The organism is Mesorhizobium sp. WSM4906 (genome assembly GCF_029674625.1).
Classification (GTDB): domain Bacteria; phylum Pseudomonadota; class Alphaproteobacteria; order Rhizobiales; family Rhizobiaceae; genus Mesorhizobium.
Map to the genome: position 1 here is coordinate 2,881,141 of NZ_CP121355.1, position 22,350 is coordinate 2,903,490.

Below are 22,350 nucleotides of genomic sequence, written 5' to 3' on the forward strand. Positions count from 1 at the left end.
AATGCCTCTCTTCACCGGCGTCGTGCCACCCGTCGTCACCCCGCTCAATCCCGATTTCAGCGTCGACTTCCCGTCCTTCACGCGGGTTCTCGAAAATCTCCTGAATGGTGGCGTGCACGGTCTGTTCGTGCTCGGCTCGACCAGTGAAGTCGTGTTCCACGATGAAACCGCCCGCCAGGCGATCGTCGACCATGCGGTCAAGGTCAACAACGGGCGAGTGCCTCTCTTCGTCGGTGTCATCGACCCGACAACCGACCGCGTCATCAATCATTCCCGGATTGCCAAGGCGGCCGGTGCCGATGCCATCGTCGTCACCGCGCCGTTTTATGCACGGACCAGCCAGCCCGAAATCATCGACCACTTCCGCTACATCAGGGATGCGGTCGATATCCCGATCATCGCCTATGACATTCCGGTCTGCGTCCACGTAAAACTGGAGCGCAAGACGACCGTGACCATGGCCAGGGAAGGGATCGTGGCCGGACTGAAGGACTCCAGCGGCGACGACGGCAATCTTCGCTACGTGCTGCAGGATATGGCCAGCGACCGCGGCTTCTTCGGCATGACCGGGTCGGAGATCATGGTCGACACCGCGCTGTCGATGGGCGCTCATGGTGTCGTTCCGGGGCTCGCCAATGTCGACCCGCGTGGCTACGTCAAGCTCTGGAATCTCTTACAGGCGGGTGACCACAAGGCTGCTCGGGCCGAACAGGAGCGCCTCTTGAAGCTGTTCGAGATCGTGACGATCTCGCTTGGCCGTACAAGCGCCGGCTCGGCCGGCGTCGGCGCCTTCAAGTCGGCGATGCGCAGCCTGGGGATTATCGCCTCGCACACGATGGCGCGCCCGCAGCGCACGTTGAACGACGAGGAGGCGGCGAAGATCGACACCATCCTGCGCGACGTTGGATTGTTTGGCTGAAGCCGTGGGCGCGCCTACCCTCGACGTCTGCGGCCTGCGCGCCGCGTTCCGCATCGCGGGGCGCGAGATCGCTGCCATCCAGGACATCGGCCTGACGATCGCGCCGGGCGAAACCGTCGCGCTCGTTGGCGAGTCGGGATCCGGCAAGTCTGTGACGAGCCTGTCGATCATGGGCTTGCTGCCGCGACGCGTCGGCAGGATTGTCGAGGGATCGATCAGGCTCAGGCGCAAGGACGGCACCGAAGCTGAGCTGACCACCCTTGATGCCGAAGGGTTGCGGCGCATCAGGGGGAATGACATCGGTATGGTGTTTCAGGAGCCGATGACCAGCCTTAATCCGGTCTTCACGGTCGGCGAGCAGATCGCGGAGCCGATCCGCATCCATCTTGGCAAATCGCGACGCGAGGCCGCGCTGGATGCAGTGCGGCTGCTGGTGCAGGTTGGCATTCCGGATCCCGAACGACGGGCGCTCCAATACCCGCACGAGTTGTCGGGCGGCATGCGCCAGCGCGTGACGATCGCCATGGCGCTTGCCTGCGACCCGACGCTGCTCATTGCCGACGAGCCGACGACGGCGCTCGACGTGACCATCCAGGCACAGATCCTGGCGCTTATGGAAAAACTGCAGGCAGAGCGCGGCATGAGCATTCTTTTCGTCACCCACAATCTCGGCGTCGTGGCCGAGATCGCCGACCGGGTCGCCGTCATGTATGCGGGACGCATCGTCGAATCCGGACCGGTGGCGCAGGTGTTTTCCCATCCGCGTCACCCCTACACGGTTGGCCTCATGCGCTCCGCGCCGCGCCTCGGCGAGGCGACCGCGCTGAAGGCCGCCGGCACACCGCTGCCCACCATCGCCGGCAATGTTCCCTCGCTGGCCATGCTGCCAAAGGGCTGTGCCTTCGCGCCACGCTGCAGCATGGCGATCGATGCCTGCCGGACCGCCGTGCCGCAACTTTATCAGGTGTCGCCGAGCCAGAAGAGCCGGTGTCTCAGATGGGAGGAACTCTAGCGATGCCGGCCCCCTATCTTTCTGTCCGCAACCTGACCAAGCACTTCGCGCCTCAAGCCTTTTCCCGTGGTCCGGTGGTCAAGGCACTTCAGGATGTTTCTTTCGACATCGAGCGTGGCGAAGTCGTCGGGCTCGTCGGCGAATCCGGCTCGGGCAAGACCACGATCGGACGCTCGGTGCTCCGGCTCATCGAGCCGACTTCAGGCGAGATCAGATTCGAGGGGATCGACATCACCAAGCTCGGCGCGACCGAGCTGCGCCGGCAGCGGCGCAAGATGCAGTATATCTTCCAGGATCCCTTCGCCAGCCTCTCGCCGCGCATGACGATCGGACAGATCCTGACCGAAGGCCTGGATATCCAGTGCATCGGCAGTAAGGCCGAGCGCCGCGCGCGAGCGAAGGAGGCTCTCCTCGCGGTCGAGCTATCTGCAGACGCGTTCGACTGCTATGCGCACGAATTCTCCGGCGGTCAGCGGCAGCGCATCGGCATTGCGCGCGCTCTCACGCTGGAGCCTGAATTCATCGTCGCTGACGAGCCGGTATCCGCGCTCGACGTCTCGATCCAGGCGCAGTTCATCAATCTCCTGCACGACCTCAAGCTTCGCCTTGGTCTGACGATGCTGTTCATCTCGCATGACCTCGCGGTCGTCGAATATATCTGCGACATGGTCGTGGTGCTCTATCTGGGGCGGATCATGGAAGTGGCCCCCGCCGCGGAGCTTTATGCGAGCCCGCGACATCCCTACACCCGGGCTTTGCTCTCCGCGATCCCTTCGCTCGACACCGCCGTCAAGCGGCGGCGACAAGTTCTCAACGGCGACATACCAAGCCCGGCAAATCCGCCGTCGGGCTGCGTTTTCCGGACGCGCTGTCCGTACGCCGTCGAAGCTTGCGCTGAGATGGCGCCTGCCTTGACAGAGGTCGCTCCCCGGCACCGGAAGGCCTGCATCCGCGACGACATCGAGTGAAGCGAATTGTTGATGTCCGCTGCGCATGCCCGCAACAAAGATCCGGTGATGATCGAGTATCTGAAGAGGCCGCCGAACCGGGCGCGGCTATGTGGTCCGAGCTTCAGCGTTTTTTTTTACGCTGTGCTCAGTTCAAAAACTTGTTCTTATTCACATCGACGACCGCGTCCAAGCCGATGTCGAGGATCGGCGCGCTATGCGTGATCCAGCCAACGGAAATCAGGTCGACCCCGGTCGCGGCGATTGCGGGTGCAGTCTGCACGCTTATCTGGCCAGATGCTTCGGTGATGGCGCGGCCACCCACCATCGCTACCGCGTGAGTCAGTTGCTCAACGGACATGTTATCCAGCAGCACCGCGTCGACTCCCGTCGCTAGTGCGACATCGAGTTGCTCAAGTGTGTCGACCTCGACTTCGATCTTCACCATGTGACCTGCAGCTGTCCGCGCCCGCTCGATGGCCGTGCGGATATCGCCAGCGATTGCAATATGGTTGTCCTTGATAAGCATGGCGTCGTCGAGACCGAAGCGGTGATTGACCCCGCCGCCCGCGCGGACGGCATATTTTTCCAGAGCGCGCAGGCCGGGCGTCGTCTTTCGCGTACAGACGATTTTGGCCTTGTGCCCGCGCACCCCTTCGACGATCGCCGCGGTTCGCGTGGCGATGCCGCTAAGATGGCAAAGGAAGTTGGGCGCCGTGCGCTCGGCGGCGAGCAGGGCGCATGCCGGCCCGCTCACGCTGGCGATGGTTTCACCCGCCGCGATTTCGCTGCCGTCAGGGCGCTGCATCTGCAGGTCGATCGTCGATTCGATGAGCAGGAAGGCGTAGGCTGCCAAATCGAGACCGGCAATCACGCCGGCCTGCCGCGCGGTAAGCGCAAACGTAGCGGTACTGTCATAAGGGATAACTGCATCGCTTGTCAGATCGCCGCCTCTGCCTAGGTCCTCCAGCAGCGCACTGCGCACAATCGGTTCGATAACGATCGAGGGTAGAGGCAATGGTGACGTCATTGTTAAGCGATCCTTGCTGGGGCTGGGTTGCTAAGGGCGATTGACGCCTTGAAGGCCTCGTCGAGCGTCAACGGCAGCGTTCGTGGCCGTGCATCGCGTTGCGGGAAATCGCTCCGAAAGTGCGAGCCCCGGCTTCCCTCGCGGCGAAGGGCGGCGATCGTGATCATCAGCGCGACAAGCGCTAGATCGGACGCCGCTTCGTCTGCGTTGGCAATCGGCGCCAGGGCTCTCGCCGCATTACGCAGCGCTTCGCCGTCGCGTTCGATGCCGAGCGCCTGCAAGACGATCGGGCGGATGCGCGAGGCATCGGCTCGTGGCGGCACGATCGCGGGCTTGAGCCGTCCGGGCATGCCGGGGGAGGCGGCGGCGACGCTTGCCCCGACCCAGGCGGCGCCGACCACGGCTTCGATGAGCGAGTTGCTGGCGAGACGGTTGGCGCCGTGCAGCCCGGTCCGGGCGACCTCGCCACAGGCCCACAGGCCGGCAACCGTGCTGCGGCCCTCGGCATCTGCCGTCACGCCGCCCATGTGATAGTGGGCGGCCGGTCGCACGGGGATCGGCTGCGAGGCAGGATCGATGCCGGCCTCGCGGCAAAGCGATGCGATCGCTGGAAAGCGTTCGGCGAATCTCGGCCCGAGTCACGGTCGGGCATCGAGGAAGTGCCGGACGGGCTGTTCGTCTCGCTGCACGATGGGACCGCACAGCATATCTTGCAGCCAGGACCACCACTCTCGCGGCAGATTGAAGTTTAGGCGGGCTTGGAGGGCATGGGCGGCCTTCCTGTCACGAACGTGCGAACGAACTCATTCCATCGTGCCGCCGCCGCGCTCGGCCACTTCAATACCTTCTTTTGACCGCGACAGGCGGCAGGGAACGCGACACATCGATCGTCGAGCCTCAGCTCCGGCCGACGTTGGCTCCTTTCAGGCTTTCGCGCTGCCCACGGGTATATACGCGTCCGACAAGGATCTTACTGGCGGTGTGCTCCGGTCCGAACTGATCCTGAAGCGGGCGGCTCGAGCCGTTGATGAGATTGCCGTTGTGCTCGCGAAGAGGTCCGGCGTCAGAATAGCCGCTGAACAGTTAGACGGCAGTGCTCCAGCGGTACATCCTGAGTTTCTTCTGGCCAACGGTCTGCAGGCTGATGAAGGCCTGCTGCTTTTGCCGATCATCCCAAAACCGGGCTGTCCGCTTCCGGCCCCACTCGAGCCGTTCGCCATCTTGTCACCAAGCGTCTGCAACAACGACTCATAGGCCGTGACAGGATCATGGCTTGCGGGGTCCGAGTTAGACGCCAACCGCCAATGCCCCGCCGGTGAGGCCGGCGCCGGCTGCAGCTAGAAGCAGTTTCTCGCCCGGTCGAAACGGATTGGCGCTGTGGGCAACCGACAGCGACAGCGGGATCGTTGCGGCCGACGAGTTGCCATAATCGGCGATGGTCTTGACGATGCGCTCATCCTCGATGCCGAGCGACTTGCCGACCGCATTGAAGATGCGGACATTTGCCTGGTGTGGCACGAAACGGGCGATATCCGACGCCGAAAGGCCGGACGCCGCCAGCGCCTCGGTTGAACAGCGGCTCATCATCTCCACCGCCTTGGCGAAGACTTCTCGGCCGTTCGTGATCGTCATGCGGGTGTCGACGATGTCGATCTCCTCCGAGAAAGGACGGCTGCTACCGCCGGCCGGGATGTGGATCAGGCCATAGGCGGACCCGTCCGAGGCGAGCGAGGTGCCGAGGATGCCGTGGCTGGGGTCACTGGAAGGGGCCAGCACCACCGCGCCCGCGGCATCGGCGAACAGCACGGCGCTGGCGCGCTCGGCCGGATTGATCCGACGGCTCAATATGTTGGCCGCAATGACGATGGCCGGCTTGTTGTGCAGGCGCACGAAGCCGTCGGCGAATGTCATGGCATAGATGAAACCCGCGCAGGCGCCTGCCAAGTCGACGCCGCCGGCCTTTTCAAGGCCAAGCCTGTGCGCCACCAGCGGCGCGCTTGGCGGCAGCAGATGGTCAGGCGTCGATGTGGCAAGCAGAAGCAGGCCGATCTCCTTGCGATCGATGCCGGCAGCCTGCAGCGCCATGGCGCCTGCCTCGGCCGCCAGCCCGGACAGTGTGTCGCCTGGCTCCGCCCAGAAACGCGAGCGGATGCCGGTTCGTCCCTCGATCCAGGCGCCCTCCAGCCCAAGACTTGCCTCGATCTCTGCATTGCCGACTTTTCGAGCCGGCACGTGATGGCCAAGGCCTATGATGCGCGTCGTGCGGGTCATCGCTGGTCGCCCGCAAGCCCGGCGGCCTCGTCTATTGCCGCGTAGAGCCGGTCGAGTTCGTCCGACGTCACGCAATAGGGTGGCAGCACGTAGATGACGTTGCCGAGCGGCCGCACCAGCAAGCCGCGCTCGAGGAAGAAGGCGCGCAGCTTGGGCCCGACCTCGGCCAGATAGCCGGCACTGCCGACGCGAAGGTCGAGCGCGGCGATGGTGCCGCTGGCGCGGACATTTTCGAAACGCGGATCCTGGCTGAAACGCGCAACTTTTTCGGCCTGCATCCGCGCCAGGGTGGCTACGCGCTCCGCCACGGGCTCGTCGTTCCAGATGCCCACATTCGCAAGTGCAGCCGCGCAGGCGATCGGGTTTGCCGTGTAGGAACTCGAATGAAAGAAGGTCCTGGCCCGATCCCTGGAGTAATGCGCGCGAAAGATCGCATCGGTGGCAAGCGTCGCCGCAAGCGGCAGTGAGCCGCCCGTCAGTCCCTTGGACGTGCACAATATATCGGGAGCGATCGCAGCCTGCTCGCAGGCGAAGATCGTGCCGGTGCGGCCCCAGCCGGTCATGACTTCGTCGGCGATAAAAAGCGTTTCGGAGCGCTCGGCAATGCGTTTGAGTTCGGCGAGTACCCAGGCAGGGTACATGAGCATGCCGCCGGCGCCGAGCACCAGCGGCTCGACAATCAATGCGGCAACTTTGCGGTCACGTGCCAGCCGTTCGAAGGCATCCAGCGTTTCCTGCTCGCGGCTAGCCGCGGGGAAGGGGATGGTGTCGACCTCGAACAGCAGCGGCTCGTAAGCGGCGTTGAAGACGCCGCGCGCGCCGACGCTCATCGTGCCGATGGTGTCGCCGTGATAGCTGTGCTCCATCACGACGATGCGCGAGCGCGGGAGGCCCCTGTTGCGGTGAAAGCCCAGCGCCATTTTCAGCGCCACCTCGACGCTGGTCGAGCCGCTGTCGGAGAAAAAGACCCAGTCAAGGCCCGCTGGCGTCATGTCGACCAGTGCGGCGCCCAATTGCTCGGCCGGCTCGTGGCAGAGGCCGGCGAAGATCACCTGGTCGAGCGTTTCGGTCGCCTCGCGGATCGCCTCCAGGATCTTCGGGTGGCGGTGGCCGTGGGTGATGACCCACCAGGAGGAGATCGCATCGAGGATGCGCCTGCCTTCGCGCGTCTCGACATAGGCGCCCTCTGTGCGCACGATCGTCGGCGGAACCGGCTCGGTGGCATGTTGGGTGAAGGGATGCCAGACAGCGGAGCGGCTCATGCCCGGATCTCCCTGAAGTCGGCGATTTTAAATGCGGCCTGCATAGCCGCGGAAAGCACCTCAGGCGTTAGCGGGTCGAGACGCGGCAGGCGACCAAGCATTCGTACATTACCCATTTCGGCGATCGTCCTTTGCGTATCGGCCATCTCGTCGCCGATGAAGGCGATGCCAAGCAACGGTATCGAACGGGCACGCAGAGCTTCCAACGAAAGCAGGGTGTGGTTGATGGTGCCGAGCGCCGTGCGGGCGCAAAGAATGACCGGTAGTTGCCATTCCCGGAAAATATCAATGAACCGCATCTGCCGACTGAGCGGCACCATCAGCCCGCCAGCACCTTCGATGACGAGCGGGCCCGGCAAATCTGGGAGCGAAAGCCTTGCCGCCTCGATCGCGACGCCGTCAATTTCGGCCGACCGATGCGGCGACAGAGGCGTCCTCAGGCGGTACACTTCCGGCAGGACGCGCCCCGCCGGCAGGCCGGAGAGGCGAGCAACGATCTCGCTGTCGGTCTCCTCGTCGAGGCCCGATTGCACCGGCTTCCAATAGAAGCCGTCGAGCAGGCCCGCCAGACCGGCCGCAAACACGGTCTTGCCGATTCCGGTGTCGGTGCCGGTCACGATGAAGCGCGCCGTCATGGCCTGCGCCCCCATTCCTCGGCAAGCGCATCGAACAGCGCCGAGACGTCGTCCTCGCCGACATTCAGCGTCAGCGAGATCCTGAGCCTCGCCGTCCCTTCGGGAACGGTTGGGGGGCGGATGCCGCGCACATCGAAGTCGCTTGACTGCAAAGCCAGCGCCAGCGCCATGGCGCGCGCATTGTCGCCTACGATGATTGGCAGGATCTGCGAACCGCTCGCAGGCAGGCCCAACTCCCCAGCCTTCTTGGAGGCGAGCGCGACCAGCCCCGCCAGCCGTTCACGGCGATCCGGTTCGTCGGCGACGATGTCGAGGGCCGTCGCCGCCGCCACAGCCATCAGCGGCGAGGGCGCGGTGGCGTAGATGAAGGGCCGGCAGCGGTTGACGAGATAGTCGCACAGCAATTCTGGCGCGGTGACCAGCGCGCCGGATGCGCCCAGCGCCTTGCCGCAGGTGTGGAGCACCACGACATTGTCGCGGCCTTCGAGATCGTGCGCGAGACCGCGCCCGTCGGGACCATAGACGCCGGTAGCGTGCGCCTCGTCGACGAACAGGAATGCATCATGCTGGTCCGCGATCTCGATCAATTCACCAAGCGGAGCCCGGTCGCCGTCCATGCTGTAGAGGCTCTCGACCACGATCCACGCGCGGCCGGTGCCACCTCTCGCGCGCCAGGTTTGGATCGCATCGTCTACGGCGTCGGCATCGTTGTGCGCTGCTTCAGTCAGTTCGGCGCGGCCGGCTCGCGCCCCCTCATGCGCGCTGGCATGGATGAGCTCGTCCAGCACGATCAGATCGCCCTTCTGGGGCAAGGTCGTGAGCACCGCGAAATTGGCAACATAGCCGCCGCCGAAGAACAGCGCGCGCTCGGCGCCGAAGAAGCCGGCGGCCTTGGCTTCGAGTACCTCGTGTTCGGGGTCGTTACCGCGCAGGAGCCGCGAACCGGTCGCCCCAACGAGGGTGCCGGCGGCGAGTGCCGCGGCGACCGCCTCTGCCATACGCTTCGAGCGCGCCAGGCCGAGATAGTCGTTGGAGGCGAAATCGAGCCCGGCGCGGCCGCTCAGGGCCCGCAACCGCTTCTTGCGGGCCAGCCCGCTCAAGGTTGCTTCGTAGCGGTCGAGCATAGCTCGGCCGTTCACCCGCCCGTTCACTGGGCTTCGCGCTCCATCGGCTTGATGCCCAGCCGGCGGAACAGCGCGCTGTCCTTGTCCTCGCCTGGGTTTTCGGCGGTCAGCAAAGTGTCGCCGACGAAGATGGAGTTGGCGCCGGCGAAGAAGCACAACGCCTGCATCTCGTCGCTCATCGCCGTGCGCCCGGCCGAGAGCCGCACGTGCGACTTCGGCATCATTATGCGGGCAAGGGCGATGGTGCGCACGAATTCGATCGGCTCGATCGGGTCGGCCTCGCCGAGCGGCGTGCCTTCGATCGGGATCAGCATGTTGATGGGCACGCTGTCGGGCGGCTCCGGCAGGTTGGCTAAAGTCACCAGCATGTCGATGCGGTCGGCTTTGTCCTCGCCCATGCCGACGATGCCGCCGCAGCAGACCTTGATGCCGCTGTCGCGGACGTTGGCCAGCGTCTCCAGCCGGTCGGCGAAGGTCCGCGTCGAGATAATCTCGCTGTAGTAGCGCTCGGAGGTGTCGATGTTGTGGTTGTAGTAGTCGAGGCCGGCCTGCTTCAGCCGCTGGGCCTGGCCGAGGTCGAGCATGCCGAGCGTCATGCAGGTCTCCATGCCGAGCGCCTTCACGCCCTCCACCATGGCGATGACCGCCTCCATGTCGCGCTCCTTGGGGCTGCGCCATGCGGCGCCCATGCAATATCGCGTGGCGCCTGCGTCGCGCGCCTTTCTTGCCTCGGCGATGACGCGCTGAACCTCCATCAGCTTCGAGGCCTTGAGGCCGGACTGGTGATGCGCCGACTGGCTGCAATAGCCGCAATCCTCAGGGCAGCCGCCTGTCTTGATCGACAGCAGGCGCGACAGCTGCACCCGGTTGGGGTCGAAATTCTCCCGGTGGATGGTCTGGGCCCGGAACAGCAGGTCGTTGAACGGCAGATCGTGGATAGCCTGGGCGGTTTCCCGCTTCCATTGGGAGGACACTTCGTTGAACAGCTCAACGGCCGCGTTCAGATGCAATTCGGCGTTCATTCCGTCTCCATCGTCTAGATGTCCATTTGCAGCCGGTTCCGCTGAACGAGCTTGAACTTTTCCGCAGTGGCCAGCCTGGCCAGCTTTTTAGCCGCCCACGAGCGCCGGTATCGGCAGAGCGTCGTGGACCTCGTTGAGTATCGAGAAGCTGTAGCCTCCGCCGGCGTTGCGCTCAACTGAATAGGTCAACTGGTCGACGACGCGATTATCCTTGTCGAAGGTCAGCACGCGCGGCTTGAGTGCGGTCAGGTCCGTCTCGTGCGCATACACTGCGTTGCAGATGATCACCTGATCGCCCGGCTGGCAGGTGCGGGCCGCGGCGCCGTTGAGAATGCAGCAGCGGGATCCGCGTTCGCCGAGGATGACATAGGTCGAGATCCGTGCGCCCGAGTTCTTGTTCCAGATATCGACGAATTCCATCGGCAGGATGCCCGCTTTCTCGCAATGGTCGGGATCGAGCGTGACCGAACCATGGTAGTCGAGATTGGCCTCGGTGACGTGGATGCCGTGCAGCTTGCCGGCGACGATTTTGCGCATGGACATCTCCAGAACAGCTTGCGATTTTAATGCAACCGCTTTGCGCCTCTCATTCACCTCGGCGGCTGCGACTGGCCGCAAAGCGGCCTCCCCACCGGGCGCGCCGGTTTCTGTCGTGGCCGTATGTGCTACGATCAAAAGCCAATGAAGCTGGTATCAGGTCGATGCCCGCCGCGGCAATTGCCGATGCTGTCTGCGCGATCACCCGGCCGGATGGTTCGGTGATCGCGCGGCCGCCGACCATCGCCATCGCCCGGGTCAAACGACATGTTGTCCAGCACTGCGTCTTGGTGGGCGCGATCGGGCCTGCTCATCATAACAGCCACCATTTCATTTCTCGATGCAGGCGCCAGCGATCATCGTTCGAAGGCCACTTTGGGAGTTGTCTACGCTGTCATATCGTTCGACTATCAGGCGTTGGATCCGCGATCGATCGTGTAGACGGAGCCAGTAACGCTGGCTGCGCCGGGCCCAGCAAGCCAAGATACGAGCCCGGCTATGTCCTCAGGAGTAGCAAAGCGCCCCGGCAGCGCCATCCGCGCCCGTTGATTGTCGGCGAATGCACCATCAGCAGGGTTCATTTCCGTATCTGTGGAACCTGGCTGAACGACGTTTACGGTTATGCCTTTCTGGCCGAGTTCGCGGGCGAGGGCTTTGGACATCCCAACAAGGGCGGCCTTGCTCATGGAATACAGGCTTAAGCCCGGTCGAGGCGCTCGATCAGCAAGATTGCTGCCGATTGAAATGATCCTTCCGCCCGCACGCATTTGGCGGCCAGCCGCGCGGCAAGCTAGAAAGGGAGCTCGTACGTTGATTGCAATGGTCTGCTCAAAATCCTCGAGCGTGAAGTCCTCAATTGGCCCGGTGTGCAGAATCCCAGCGTTGTTGACGAGAATGTCCAGACCTCCGAGCTTGGCGATCGTTTCGTTCACGGCAAGATCCATTGCTTCAGCGGCCAGATTGTCGGCACGGATAGCGATGGCGCGGCGGCCGATGGCCTCCATTTCCTTGACCACTTCATCGGCTTTGTCTTTGGCCGAAGTGTAAGTGATGGCGACGTTCGCACCGTCGCGCGCAAGGTGCTTCGCTATTGCGGCGCCGATGCCGCGGCTGCCTCCTGTGACCAAGGCGATCTTGCCTTCAAGTGCAGAGCTCATCAACTAATCCTCCCGAGTGATGCCGTCATTCTCTTCGCAATAACCATGCCATTCCGCTGGCAGCCAGGGATGGCGAGAAAAACATCAACCCAAGCGCTGACCTTCACGCGCACACCGGTGCTGGCTGTCCTTGATAAACACATGATGTTGCCACCGGAAACACCGGGATCCTCCTGCCTGGAAACAGACGAGTAGCTGGTAGCCAGTTACTCGGCCTCCATCCTCTCTGGCACGGGACTTGCTACTGAGCGCGGCAACGAACCGACAGAAAGATTAACCCGTTTGGCAGCGACACAAACCATATTCATCCCTCGTGAGCTTGATGCGAACGAGCCGCGTGTCGCGGCTTCGCCTGAGACGGTGAAACGGCTGGCGGGTCTGGGCTTCGAGGTGATCGTCGAGAAGGGCGCGGGCCTCGGCTCGCGCATCACCGATCAGGAGTTTGCCACGGCGGGTGCCGCGATCGGCAAGGCTGCCGACGCGTCGAAGGCCGATGTGGTGCTGAAAGTGCGCCGGCCGACCGATGCGGAGCTGAAGGGCTACAAGTCCGGCGCGGCCGTCATCGCCATCATGGATCCCTACGGCAACGATGCGGCGGTGGCCGCGATGGCCAAGGCCGGCATCACCTCCTTCTCGATGGAGTTCATGCCGCGCATCACCCGCGCGCAGGTGATGGACGTGCTTTCCTCGCAGGCCAATCTCGCCGGCTACCAGGCGGTGATCGACGCGGCCGCCGAATATGACCGCGCGCTGCCGATGATGATGACGGCGGCGGGCACCGTGCCGGCGGCGAAAGCCTTCATCATGGGCGTCGGCGTCGCCGGCCTGCAGGCGATCGCCACCGCGCGTCGCCTCGGCGCCGTCGTCACCGCCACAGATGTGCGCCCGGCGGTGAAGGAGCAGGTCCAGTCACTCGGCGCGAAGTTCCTCGCCGTCGAGGACGAGGAATTCAAGGCGGCCGAGACGGCCGGCGGCTACGCCAAGGAAATGTCGAAGGAATACCAGGCCAAGCAGGCGGCGCTGACCGCCGAGCACATCGCCAAGCAGGATATCGTCATCACCACGGCGCTGATTCCGGGTCGTCCGGCGCCGAAGCTGGTCTCGGCCGCCATGGTCGCCTCAATGAAACCGGGCTCGGTGATCGTCGACCTCGCGGTCGAGCGCGGCGGCAATGTCGAGGGCGCGGTGCCCGGCAAGGTCGTCACGACCGAAAACGGCGTCAAGATCGTCGGCCATCTCAACGTCCCGGGCCGCGTCGCGGCATCGGCCTCGCTGCTCTACGCCAAGAACCTCTACGCCTTCCTCGAGACGATGGTCGACAAGGCGGCGAAGCAGCTTGCCATCAAGCGCGACGACGAGCTGGTCAAGGCGACGATGCTGACCGACGCTGGCCAGGTCGTGCATCCCAATTTCGCCAAGGCCGCCGATGCGCCGCGCACGGAGCCGGCTGCGATCCCGGCCACGATCATGGTTGCCGGCGCCGGCGACACGAAACCGGCACCCCGGAAAACCAACAACAGGAAGGCCGCGGCCAAGTCGCCCTCGTCCAAGCCAGAAGGGAGCGCGTGATGGAACAGCTGCAGAAAGCCCTCGACCAGCTCGATCAGGCGACGGCCGCCGTCCGCCTTGCCGTGCATGACCTCGCCAACGCGCCCGCCGGCGCCGAGGCTGCCGGCAACGCCGCACATGCGCTCTCTGGCGGCGCCATCGATCCCTTCGTCTTCCGCTTCGCCATCTTCGTGCTGGCGATCTTCGTCGGCTACTATGTCGTCTGGTCGGTGACGCCGGCGCTGCACACGCCGCTGATGGCCGTCACCAACGCCATCTCCTCGGTCATCGTCGTCGGCGCGCTGCTTGCCGTCGGCATCGCGGCTTCCGGCCTTGCCGCGGGCTTCGGCTTCATCGCCCTGGTGCTGGTTTCGGTCAACATTTTCGGCGGCTTCCTCGTCACCCAGCGCATGCTCGCCATGTACAAGAAGAAGGAAAAGTGACGTGACCGTCAATCTCGCTTCCTTCCTCTATCTGGTCTCCGGCATCCTCTTCATCCTGGCGCTGCGCGGCCTGTCGCACCCGACCACCAGCCGGCAGGGCAATCTCTACGGCATGATCGGCATGGGCATTGCTCTTTGCACCACGCTGGCGCTGGCGCTGCCCTCGGCGGGCCGCTTCGGCCTGATCGTGCTGGGGCTAGCCATCGGTGGCGGCGTCGGCGCCTATGTGGCGCGGCGCATCGCCATGACCTCGATGCCGCAGCTGGTCGCCGCCTTCCACTCGCTCGTCGGCTTCGCCGCCGTCATGGTGGCGGCAGCCGCCATCTACGCGCCGGAAAGCTTCGGCATCGGCACGGCGGGCGACATCCACGCCCAGGCGCTCATCGAAATGAGCCTCGGTGTGGCCATCGGCGCCATCACCTTCACCGGCTCGGTTATCGCCTTCCTGAAGCTCGACGGCCGCATGTCCGGCAAGCCGATCATGATCGGCGGCCGCCACATGATCAACATCGCGCTGGGTGTTGCCCTGGTGGTGCTGATCGTGCTGCTGGTCACCACCGAGTCCAAGCTGGTCTTCTGGCTGATCGTCGCCGCCTCGCTGGTGCTCGGCGTGCTCCTGATTATCCCGATCGGCGGCGCCGACATGCCGGTCGTGGTGTCGATGCTGAATTCCTATTCCGGCTGGGCGGCGGCAGCGCTTGGCTTCACGCTCGGCAACTTGGCGCTGATCATCACCGGCGCGCTGGTCGGTTCGTCCGGTGCGATCCTGTCCTACATCATGTGCAAGGGCATGAACCGCTCCTTCATCTCCGTCATCCTCGGCGGTTTCGGCGGCGAAACCGCTGCCGCTGCCGACGACGGCATCGAGCGCACCGTCAAGCAGGGATCGGCCGACGACGCCGCCTACCTGATGATGAACGCGCAGAAGGTCATCATCGTGCCGGGCTACGGCATGGCGGTCGCCCAGGCGCAGCACGCGCTGCGCGAGATGGCCGACAAGCTCAAGGCCAACGGCGTCGAGGTCAAATACGCCATCCACCCGGTCGCCGGGCGCATGCCCGGCCACATGAACGTGCTGCTCGCCGAGGCCAACGTGCCCTATGACGAGGTGTTCGAGCTCGAGGACATCAACTCCGAATTCGCGCAGGCCGACGTCGCCTATGTCATCGGCGCCAACGACGTCACCAACCCGTCCGCGCGCGACGACAAGTCCTCGCCGATCTACGGCATGCCGATCCTCGACGTCGACAAGGCCCGCACCTGCCTCTTCGTCAAGCGCTCGCTCGGCTCCGGCTATGCCGGCATCGACAACACGCTGTTCTACAAGGACGGCACCATGATGTTGCTCGGCGACGCCAAGAAGATGACCGAGGAAATCGTCAAGGCCATGGATCACTGATGCTAGGTGGCTTTTGACTGAGTTCGCAACGACGAATAAGGCTGCCGCACCGAAGAAGGTCGCACTGGTGACGGGCGCTAGCCGAGGCATTGGCCGGGCTATCGCATTGGAACTCGCAAAGGGCGGCTTTTCTCTTTGCTTGGCTGCTCGCGACAGTCAGTCACTCGCCGAAACACAGCAGGCTGCGACAGCACTTTCTGGCGCGCCAGCAGCTGTCACTATTGCAGATCTGAAAAAGCCTGACGCCCCGGATCGATGCGTAGCGTTTGCATTAGGTCAGTTCGGTCAGCTCGATCTTTTGGTCAACTGCGCCGGCGACACCAGGCGAGGGGAGTTTCTGGATTTTACTTATGAGGATTGGTTGGATGGGTTCTCGTTAAAATTTTATGCGAGCGTGCTTCTGTGCCGGGCGGCGTGGCCGCATCTGGCTTCACGCGGCGGCTCTATTATCAACATAGTAGGCTCGAGCTCTCGCACGCCAAGCGCGGATTTCACAATTGGCGGCGCGGTCAATTCGGCACTGCTGAACCTGACAAAGGCCTTGGCTGATAAGGGAAGTCGCGACGGCGTTCGAGTGAATGCGGTAAACCCGGGCTATATCAAATCGGGTAGGCTATTCGCCCGCATCGAGTCTTTGATGAGGGAGCGACAGTTAAGCGAAAGCGCCATCGAGAACGAGCTACTTGCTGGCCACCAGATCGTGCGCTTCGGGTCCCCAGAGGATGTGGCTCGGCTTGTTGCCTTTCTTGCATCCGATCAGTCAGCCTACATCCAAGGCGCCACGATTGACATCGACGGCGGCGCTGCCCGGGGAATTTAGTACTGTCGGTCCCCTCCGGCTCTAACGACTGAGCGGCCCAAATGGGCCGCTCAGATGGTCACTGGTTTGAGATGCCCCTAGGTGTTCAGCGACACAACCACTTTGCCAAATTGTTCGTTTGATTCGAGATATCGATAGGCTTCGACGATATCTGCAAAATCAAAGGTCTTGGCGATCACAGGCTTCAGGGATCCGTCCGTGAGTCCCTCGGCAATGAAAGTCTTGGCGGCTTCGAGGCGGCGAGGATCCTGAACGATCTCATGTACAAGGTAACCGCGAAGCGTCAGACATTTACCCAGCACCGTGAAAAGCGGGAAAGGGGTAGGCTCGGGGCTTAGTCCGCCATATTCGAGCAGGATGCCGCCGCGAGCCATGGCAGCAGTCAGTGGATTGAAGATTGGGCCACCGACTGCGTCGAGAACGACCCGCACGCCAGTCGAGCCGGAAATGGCCTTCAGCCGGGCTTCCAAATCCTCCTCATTTGCCGCGATCACATGGGTTGCGCCGAAATCGATCAACGCCTGCTTCTTGGCGGACGATCGGGTAATGGCAATTGGCGTGGCGCCAACCTTTTTGGCGATCTGAATGGCCGCCAGTCCGACACTGCTTGACGCCGCGGTAATAGCGACGAAGTCCCCGGCGCGCAGCTGGGCGATCTCGATCAAAGCGCCGTACGCCGTGAGAAACTGCATCCATAAAGCAGCAGCAGCTTCGAAGGTGAGGCTCGCAGGGTGCTTGACAATGTGCGCGGCTGGGAATGTGGCGAGTTCGCCATGGGCCGGGTATTCGATCATCGAGATCGGTGGAATGGTACTGACAACGTCACCAGCCGCGAACCCGCTTACGCCGGATCCGAGTGCGTCAACGATGCCGGCGGCCTCGAGGCCAAGACGCGAGGGCAACTCAGGGGTCTCGATATAGGTGCCAGCGCGCATCAGCGCTTCAGCCCGATTGAGGCCGATGGCCTTCACGCGAATACGGACTTGCCCCGGGCCGGGAGGCGCCACATCGATATTTTCTATGCGCAGAACCTCAGGGCCACCAAACTCATGAAAACGGACGACTTTTGTCATTATAACTCCTAACGATTTGCATCGAATTGGCTTTACCATGCACAAATCGGGAAGATATATTGGCTCGCAGGAAGATAAGACTAAACCAACGGTTTGGAATATGGATCGTCTTGCCAGCATGACTGCCTTCGTCAAAGCCGTGGATCTAGGCTCATTCGAAGCGGCGGCCTCTGCCCTTCAAATGTCTGGCCCAATGGTTGGGAAGCATGTGCGTTTCTTGGAGGAGCGGCTCGGGGTTCGGCTGCTCAACCGCACCACGCGCAGGCAGAGCCTCACCGATATCGGCAAGATTTATTATGAGCGCTGCCGCATCATTCTTACCGAGGCTGAAGCTGCCGACGCACTAGCAGCCGATCAACTCTCGGAGCCAAGGGGCAAACTGAGAGTAACAATGCCGGTCCATTTTGGCCGGCAATGCGCAGCCCCCGTAATGCTAAACTTGGCCAAGCGCTATCCTGGATTGGAGTTGGAGCTCTCTTTCACCGATCGGCTTGTCGACCTCATGGAAGGCGGGTTCGACCTCGCGATTAGGACGGGAGAATTGACCGATAGAGCCGGACTCATGGCCAAGCGACTCGCGCAGCAACGCATGATCGTTTGTGCTTCGCCAAGCTACATTGCCGAGCGTGGCATGCCCCAAGATCTGTCTGACATCGCGGGCCATGAGACAGTGGTTTATTGGCGCGCTGGGCCGGTTCCTCCTTGGCTGTTCCCGCGCGATAGCGAAGCGCCTTTTGAGATCGTTCCGCCGAGCCGATTTCGCTTCGACGATCTCAATGTGATTGCCGAAGCCGCTGCAGCAGGGGCTGGCCTTGCATGGCTGCCCTCATGGTTGGTGCGCGGTCATATTGCTAATGGCAGCTTGAGGGATGTGTTTCCGACAATGCCGAGCTTTCCTTACGACGCTTATGCCGTCTGGTTGCGGGCGCCGCTGATGCCAGTCAAGTTGAGGCTTGCCATAGATGAGCTGGCAGCATCCTTGCCGAAATTGATGTGAGAGCTCAGAAATGGCGGCCTGTGTGCAGCGTGGGAACGGGCCGGACTGTCGTCCGACCCGTTGCCAATATGAGCCATCAGGCGTTGAGATCGTCATTCGGCTGTCGGTTTGAAGGTAAGGTGGCCGTCCGCGTCCTTGATCCATAAACGATGAATTCTGCCAAGGCGTGGTCAGCGAACTAGGGGAAGCGCTTCGGGCTGCTCGGTGATTACCAGATCGGAGATGGGCTCGTAGAAAGCCTCGTTGACACCTGCGATTGCAGCGTAGGCGGTGTCTGATTTTTCGACCGAAAGGCCGAGAAGGGGTGTGTGCCTGTCGAGGCCGACAGATCGGAACCATCTGGTACCGGGTCGCTCGGCATCGATTTGGGAATGGGCATCCGTGGCATATGCTTCCGACGCGCCCTCGAAAGAAACCAGGCGCAACAACTCGCGTGGTCGCAGCTTGGGCGCCGTCACCGAATGCCCGTTACGGGCTTCAAACAGGTCGCGGCTCCAATCGACTATATAGGGGTGCCATTCGAAGAAGCCCCAGTCGCTTGTATATTCGTTGGTGGTGAAGGCGTCCGCGGACGCGATGGTCCAGAAGGCGAGGTAGTTTCGCCCCGATCCCGAAACTCGTCGAAATCGCTGCACGGTCAGGAAGTGTGGCTTTGCCAACATCTGCCTCAGCTTCGGGCCACTATACCAGTCGTTCCAGGCGGCCTCGCGTGAGGCATCGTTGAAGTTGCAGCGTACGACATAAGCGAGATTCATATTCATCCTCAGATAGGCCCGGCGATCTGGCCTGATCTTGCAACCAATGTGCCAGTCAGTCTGGGCGGCTTCGGGCGGGTCGTAAAACGTCCCTCGGATATGCTTCGCTGCCTTTCTGAAGGACACGGAAGTCACTGAATGCCTGTGCTGCGGACATGGACCGCAATTCCGTGGGCTGTCTCGCACTAACGGTCGACTTCACCGAGGACCTTGTAGAGATAAGATCGTGAAATGCCGAGTTCATCGGCGACACGTTTCTTGTTCCCGCCAAAGGCTTGCATTGCTTCCCGGATAAGCGCGGTTTCGGTACGCTCGATGGCATCCTTCAACCGCGGTAGACTGGCTCGGGGTTCCCGTTCAAGCGGCAGTTCCGAACGCGCGGCGCTCGCTTCCAGACCGCCATGTTGGATCAATGTCTCGGTGGTGATCAGACCGTCCTCGGCAAAGATGAAGGCCCGCTCGATGACGTGACGAAGCTGGCGGACATTGCCAGGCCAAGTCCGCTCCATCAGATAGGTGCCGGCGCTCTCGCTTATCTTCGGAACCGGTTTACGGTGAATACGCGAGAACTCGTCGAGGAAATGTGCAGTAAGCAGCTCGATGTCCTCAACACGCCTGCGAAGCGGCGGCACTTCGATAACGACAGGTGAGATCCGGTAGTAGAGATCGAGACGAAACTTCTCTTGCGAAACGAATGACTGCAAGTCCCGGTTGGTCGCCGAAACAAGGCGAAAGTCGACATGCCGCGGACGCTCGCCACCGACACGTTCAACGACCCGGTCCTGCAGGACGCGTAGCAACTTGGCCTGCACGTCGAGTGGCATGTCGCCGATCTCGTCAAGGAAGATGGTGCCGTCAGCAGCCTGTTCGAACTTACCCTTGCGACCCTTCCGGTCGGCACCGGTGAAAGCGCCGCCCTCATAACCAAAGAGTTCCGATTCAACCAGATTGGCCGGGAGCGCAGCAGCATTGACCATGACAAGCGGGTTGTCGCGGCGTGGGCTCAAGCGGTGCAGTGCATGCGCCACCAGTTCCTTGCCCGTCCCGCTCTCGCCGGAGACCAGTACCGGGACCTCCAAGGGCGCCACCTTGGTGATCTCTGTTTTAAGGCGCTGCATAGGCGCGCTTTCGCCGATCAGGTGCTCGAGGCCGAAACTGCGTCCGCGCAAGACTGCTGCTTCGCGGCGGTGGAACTCGACCTCACCCTCCAATTGACTGATGCGCTTGCTCAGCGCGGCGAGTTGCTCAGGGCCCTTGAACATGATGCGGCCGATCGCGCCGAGGGTCTTTCCATCGCGCAGGATCGGCTGTCGCGAGACCACGCGTTCAACGCCGTTCATGCGCTGGATCTCCCCGATTTCGGGGCGCCCCGACCGCACGACTGAATCCAATCTTGTGTTTTCGATGACGCGCGCGACGGGACGACCATTGGCTTCGCCATGTCGCAGGCCAAAAAAGGCCTCATGCACGGGCGAGATGTAGACAAGACGCGCCTCGCGATCGACCACTGTCATGGCCTCGAAAGGATCGGTCAGCAGCTTCTCGATAATGTCGTAGGCGAAGTCGACGGAGCCGATGAATTCAAGAACCGCGTTGCGGCTCGTGCTGATGAAGATGACGTCGCCATCGGCGTACGAAGAGATGAGCGCCGAATAGTCCTTGCCGCGCAACAGGAGCGGTTGCAGCCGGCGCGTTCTCGCTTCCGCTATCCATTCCCGGTCAGTTGCAAGGGCCCGCACCCGGGGATCGGCACCAGCGCCGCACGCAAAGACAACGCCCTTACCCGTCTGGGTAACCACAAGGCCCTCAATGCCCGACATCACACCCTCCTGAGCCCGAAGACGAGCAAGTGTCGTCAAAAAAGACACACCAGCGCGTTCCGCTGTACTGGATGAATACAATCAGACAGGGCTGATGTAAATCTTAGCCGGATTTCGGTTCAAAATTCTTCGCGTGAGGCATGGGACGCGATTGGCATGCGACTTGCTGATAACGGCTTAGCAGTGAGGAACCGCATGTCGCATGACCACATGATTGCAGGAGGCTTGCCGCTCGACCAGCTTCCCGTCGAGCAAGTAGGCAACAAGGGCTTTGACTTGCTGGAGGGGGTGCGTGTGATCGATTTGACTACGTCGATCGCTGGTCCTTATGCCGCGCAATTGCTCGCCGATTTCGGCGCCGACGTTATCAAGGTCGAGCGGCCTGGCGGCGACGACGCTCGGGCATGGGGGCCGCCCTTCCTTGACGGTGAGTCGCTTTGGTTCGAAAGCGTCAACCGAAACAAGCGCAGCCTGTGTCTGGACTATAGTCAGCCGGAAGGCGTGGCGATCTTGCGCGACCTGGCCGAGAGAGCTGATGTTATCCTGATCAACACCTCTGTACGGGTCGCCGCAAAGCTTGGCCTTGACCAGGAAACCGTGCGTTCGTGGAACCCCCGGCTGGTCTATGTCTCAATCACCGGTTTCGGAATGACTGGGCTCCGATCTGATTTGCCCTGCTACGACCTGATTGCAGAGGGGTATTCAGGGATCATGGACGTCACCGGCGCGGCTGACGGAGATCCGCAGAAGGTCGGCGCGCCTGCGGCCGACATGTTGGCTGGCCAGGATGCCGCCCTCGCGGCAATCGCCGCGTTGATGAGGCGCGCCCGAACAAACGTGGGCGCAACAGTCGACATCGCATTGGTCGATTCGATGTCGCGCTTTGTCGCCTGTCGGATCGTGCCGTTCCTGGGTTCCGGCGAACTCCCCCGGCGGTCCGGCGGTAAGGACAGCGTGATTGCAATCTATCAAGCGTTTGAGACCGCCGATGCTCCGATCACGCTTGGGCTTGGTAATAACAATATCTGGCAACGGTTCTGGGAGGCGCTCGGCAAACACGAAATCGCTGGCGACGGGCGCTTCGCCAGCAACGCGCTACGACGCGAGTGCAGGACAGAAATTGTAGCGTTGATCCAAGAGGTTCTTCTGGGCAAGCCTCGCGCCCATTGGCTGTCCCTGTTTGCCAAGGCGCGGATACCGGCCGGACCTATAAACCGTGTCGATGACCTCGTCAGCGACCACCACCTGCTCGAGCGCGGCCTGTTCTATGCCTTGCAAAGCGGCGATCGCAAAGTTCCGCAGGTTGGCATCGGCATTCAGGTCGATGGGGCGGTCAGCAGGCCGCGGCTTGGGCCACCGCTTCTCGGCGAGCATAGCGCCGAGATACTCGAAAATCTTTTGAGGTACGATCAGGAGCGCCTTACGGATTTGCGCCGCCTGAAGGTGGTCTAGTCATACAAGAACAACGTCGCTCAGGCGGCAAGCTGGCAAGCAAGGGAACCAGGATTCAATGAGCTACGATACAATCATTTATGAAGAAGACGGTCCGATTGGGACGCTTACGCTCAATCGTCCTGAC

The 22,350-nt window shown here is 62.5% G+C and carries 20 protein-coding genes and 2 pseudogenes; 9 read left to right on the forward strand and 13 right to left on the reverse strand.

Annotated elements, in window-relative coordinates:
• The first annotated feature begins 1 nt into the window (after nt 1).
• Genes QAZ22_RS13770 through QAZ22_RS13780 form a run of 3 tightly spaced genes read left to right on the forward strand, consistent with a single transcriptional unit; the run spans nt 2 to nt 2,899 of the window.
• The gene (locus QAZ22_RS13770; RefSeq protein WP_278207306.1) at nt 2–919 is read left to right on the forward strand and encodes a dihydrodipicolinate synthase family protein; all 918 of its coding nucleotides are present in this window, start codon (nt 2–4) and stop codon (nt 917–919) included.
• 4 nt (nt 920–923) lie between these two features.
• A complete protein-coding gene (locus QAZ22_RS13775; RefSeq protein WP_278207307.1) occupies nt 924–1,931 on the forward strand; it encodes an ABC transporter ATP-binding protein in 1,008 nt (335 codons plus the stop codon).
• Nucleotides 1,932–1,933: 2 nt separating this feature from the next.
• Nucleotides 1,934–2,899: an ABC transporter ATP-binding protein gene (locus tag QAZ22_RS13780; RefSeq protein WP_278207309.1), complete on the forward strand. Its 966-nt coding sequence runs from the start codon at nt 1,934–1,936 to the stop codon at nt 2,897–2,899.
• A gap of 127 nt (nt 2,900–3,026) precedes the next feature.
• On the opposite strand, the gene nadC is transcribed toward QAZ22_RS13780, so the two are convergent.
• The 10 genes and pseudogenes from nadC to QAZ22_RS13830 all read right to left on the reverse strand — a co-directional run bounded on the left by nadC (nt 3,027) and on the right by QAZ22_RS13830 (nt 11,919).
• A complete protein-coding gene (gene nadC / locus QAZ22_RS13785) occupies nt 3,027–3,908 on the reverse strand; it encodes a carboxylating nicotinate-nucleotide diphosphorylase (RefSeq protein ID WP_278207310.1) in 882 nt (293 codons plus the stop codon).
• Between the two features lie 2 nt (nt 3,909–3,910).
• Nucleotides 3,911–4,567 (reverse strand): annotated as a pseudogene (locus QAZ22_RS13790) (FAD-binding protein); the annotation flags it as partial.
• A gap of 628 nt (nt 4,568–5,195) precedes the next feature.
• A complete protein-coding gene (locus QAZ22_RS13795) occupies nt 5,196–6,179 on the reverse strand; it encodes a beta-ketoacyl-ACP synthase III (RefSeq protein WP_278207311.1) in 984 nt (327 codons plus the stop codon).
• On the reverse strand, nt 6,176–7,441 hold the full coding sequence (locus QAZ22_RS13800; RefSeq protein ID WP_278207312.1) for an adenosylmethionine--8-amino-7-oxononanoate transaminase: 1,266 nt from the start codon (nt 7,439–7,441) through the stop codon (nt 6,176–6,178). The genes QAZ22_RS13795 and QAZ22_RS13800 overlap by 4 nt, the downstream gene beginning before the upstream one ends.
• Nucleotides 7,438–8,076 (reverse strand): dethiobiotin synthase, encoded by a 639-nt coding sequence (bioD, locus tag QAZ22_RS13805; RefSeq protein WP_278207313.1) that lies wholly within the window; start codon nt 8,074–8,076, stop codon nt 7,438–7,440. Before bioD ends, QAZ22_RS13800 begins: the two co-directional genes overlap by 4 nt.
• Nucleotides 8,073–9,215, reverse strand: coding sequence for an 8-amino-7-oxononanoate synthase (locus QAZ22_RS13810; protein ID WP_278207314.1), 1,143 nt, complete (start codon nt 9,213–9,215; stop codon nt 8,073–8,075). Before QAZ22_RS13810 ends, bioD begins: the two co-directional genes overlap by 4 nt.
• A gap of 8 nt (nt 9,216–9,223) precedes the next feature.
• Entirely contained in the window at nt 9,224–10,222 is a 999-nt protein-coding gene (gene bioB / locus QAZ22_RS13815; protein WP_278207315.1) for a biotin synthase BioB, read from the reverse strand.
• A gap of 87 nt (nt 10,223–10,309) precedes the next feature.
• The gene (gene panD / locus QAZ22_RS13820; protein WP_278207316.1) at nt 10,310–10,759 is read right to left on the reverse strand and encodes an aspartate 1-decarboxylase; all 450 of its coding nucleotides are present in this window, start codon (nt 10,757–10,759) and stop codon (nt 10,310–10,312) included.
• 49 nt (nt 10,760–10,808) lie between these two features.
• A pseudogene (locus tag QAZ22_RS13825) lies at nt 10,809–11,046 on the reverse strand (hypothetical protein); the annotation flags it as partial.
• 123 nt (nt 11,047–11,169) lie between these two features.
• Nucleotides 11,170–11,919, reverse strand: coding sequence for a 3-oxoacyl-ACP reductase family protein (locus QAZ22_RS13830; RefSeq protein WP_278207317.1), 750 nt, complete (start codon nt 11,917–11,919; stop codon nt 11,170–11,172).
• Nucleotides 11,920–12,198: 279 nt separating this feature from the next.
• Between QAZ22_RS13830 and QAZ22_RS13835 the strand changes: the two genes are divergently transcribed.
• The 4 genes from QAZ22_RS13835 to QAZ22_RS13850 are packed head-to-tail and all read left to right on the forward strand — an operon-like array spanning nt 12,199 to nt 16,126.
• A complete protein-coding gene (locus QAZ22_RS13835; RefSeq protein WP_278207318.1) occupies nt 12,199–13,485 on the forward strand; it encodes a Re/Si-specific NAD(P)(+) transhydrogenase subunit alpha in 1,287 nt (428 codons plus the stop codon).
• The gene (locus QAZ22_RS13840; RefSeq protein WP_278207319.1) at nt 13,485–13,907 is read left to right on the forward strand and encodes a proton-translocating transhydrogenase family protein; all 423 of its coding nucleotides are present in this window, start codon (nt 13,485–13,487) and stop codon (nt 13,905–13,907) included. Before QAZ22_RS13835 ends, QAZ22_RS13840 begins: the two co-directional genes overlap by 1 nt.
• A 1-nt stretch (nt 13,908) precedes the next feature.
• Nucleotides 13,909–15,306 carry an NAD(P)(+) transhydrogenase (Re/Si-specific) subunit beta gene (locus QAZ22_RS13845; protein ID WP_278207320.1) on the forward strand — a complete coding sequence of 466 codons (1,398 nt, stop codon included), beginning with the start codon at nt 13,909–13,911 and terminating at the stop codon, nt 15,304–15,306.
• A gap of 13 nt (nt 15,307–15,319) precedes the next feature.
• Nucleotides 15,320–16,126: an SDR family oxidoreductase gene (locus QAZ22_RS13850; protein ID WP_278207321.1), complete on the forward strand. Its 807-nt coding sequence runs from the start codon at nt 15,320–15,322 to the stop codon at nt 16,124–16,126.
• Nucleotides 16,127–16,203: 77 nt separating this feature from the next.
• Here QAZ22_RS13850 and QAZ22_RS13855 read toward each other — a convergent pair whose 3' ends face one another.
• Nucleotides 16,204–17,199: a zinc-dependent alcohol dehydrogenase family protein gene (locus QAZ22_RS13855; protein WP_278207322.1), complete on the reverse strand. Its 996-nt coding sequence runs from the start codon at nt 17,197–17,199 to the stop codon at nt 16,204–16,206.
• 100 nt (nt 17,200–17,299) lie between these two features.
• On the opposite strand from QAZ22_RS13855, the gene QAZ22_RS13860 reads away from it, so the two are divergent.
• The gene (locus QAZ22_RS13860; protein ID WP_278207323.1) at nt 17,300–18,196 is read left to right on the forward strand and encodes a LysR family transcriptional regulator; all 897 of its coding nucleotides are present in this window, start codon (nt 17,300–17,302) and stop codon (nt 18,194–18,196) included.
• Nucleotides 18,197–18,366: 170 nt separating this feature from the next.
• On the opposite strand, the gene QAZ22_RS13865 is transcribed toward QAZ22_RS13860, so the two are convergent.
• A complete protein-coding gene (locus QAZ22_RS13865) occupies nt 18,367–18,951 on the reverse strand; it encodes a hypothetical protein (protein ID WP_278207324.1) in 585 nt (194 codons plus the stop codon).
• A gap of 185 nt (nt 18,952–19,136) precedes the next feature.
• Nucleotides 19,137–20,771, reverse strand: a complete 1,635-nt coding sequence (locus QAZ22_RS13870; RefSeq protein ID WP_278207325.1) for a sigma 54-interacting transcriptional regulator — start codon at nt 20,769–20,771, stop codon at nt 19,137–19,139.
• A gap of 195 nt (nt 20,772–20,966) precedes the next feature.
• Here QAZ22_RS13870 and QAZ22_RS13875 point away from each other — a divergent pair, with 195 nt between their 5' ends.
• Nucleotides 20,967–22,223 carry a CoA transferase gene (locus QAZ22_RS13875; protein ID WP_278207326.1) on the forward strand — a complete coding sequence of 419 codons (1,257 nt, stop codon included), beginning with the start codon at nt 20,967–20,969 and terminating at the stop codon, nt 22,221–22,223.
• Nucleotides 22,224–22,350: the final 127 nt, after the last annotated feature.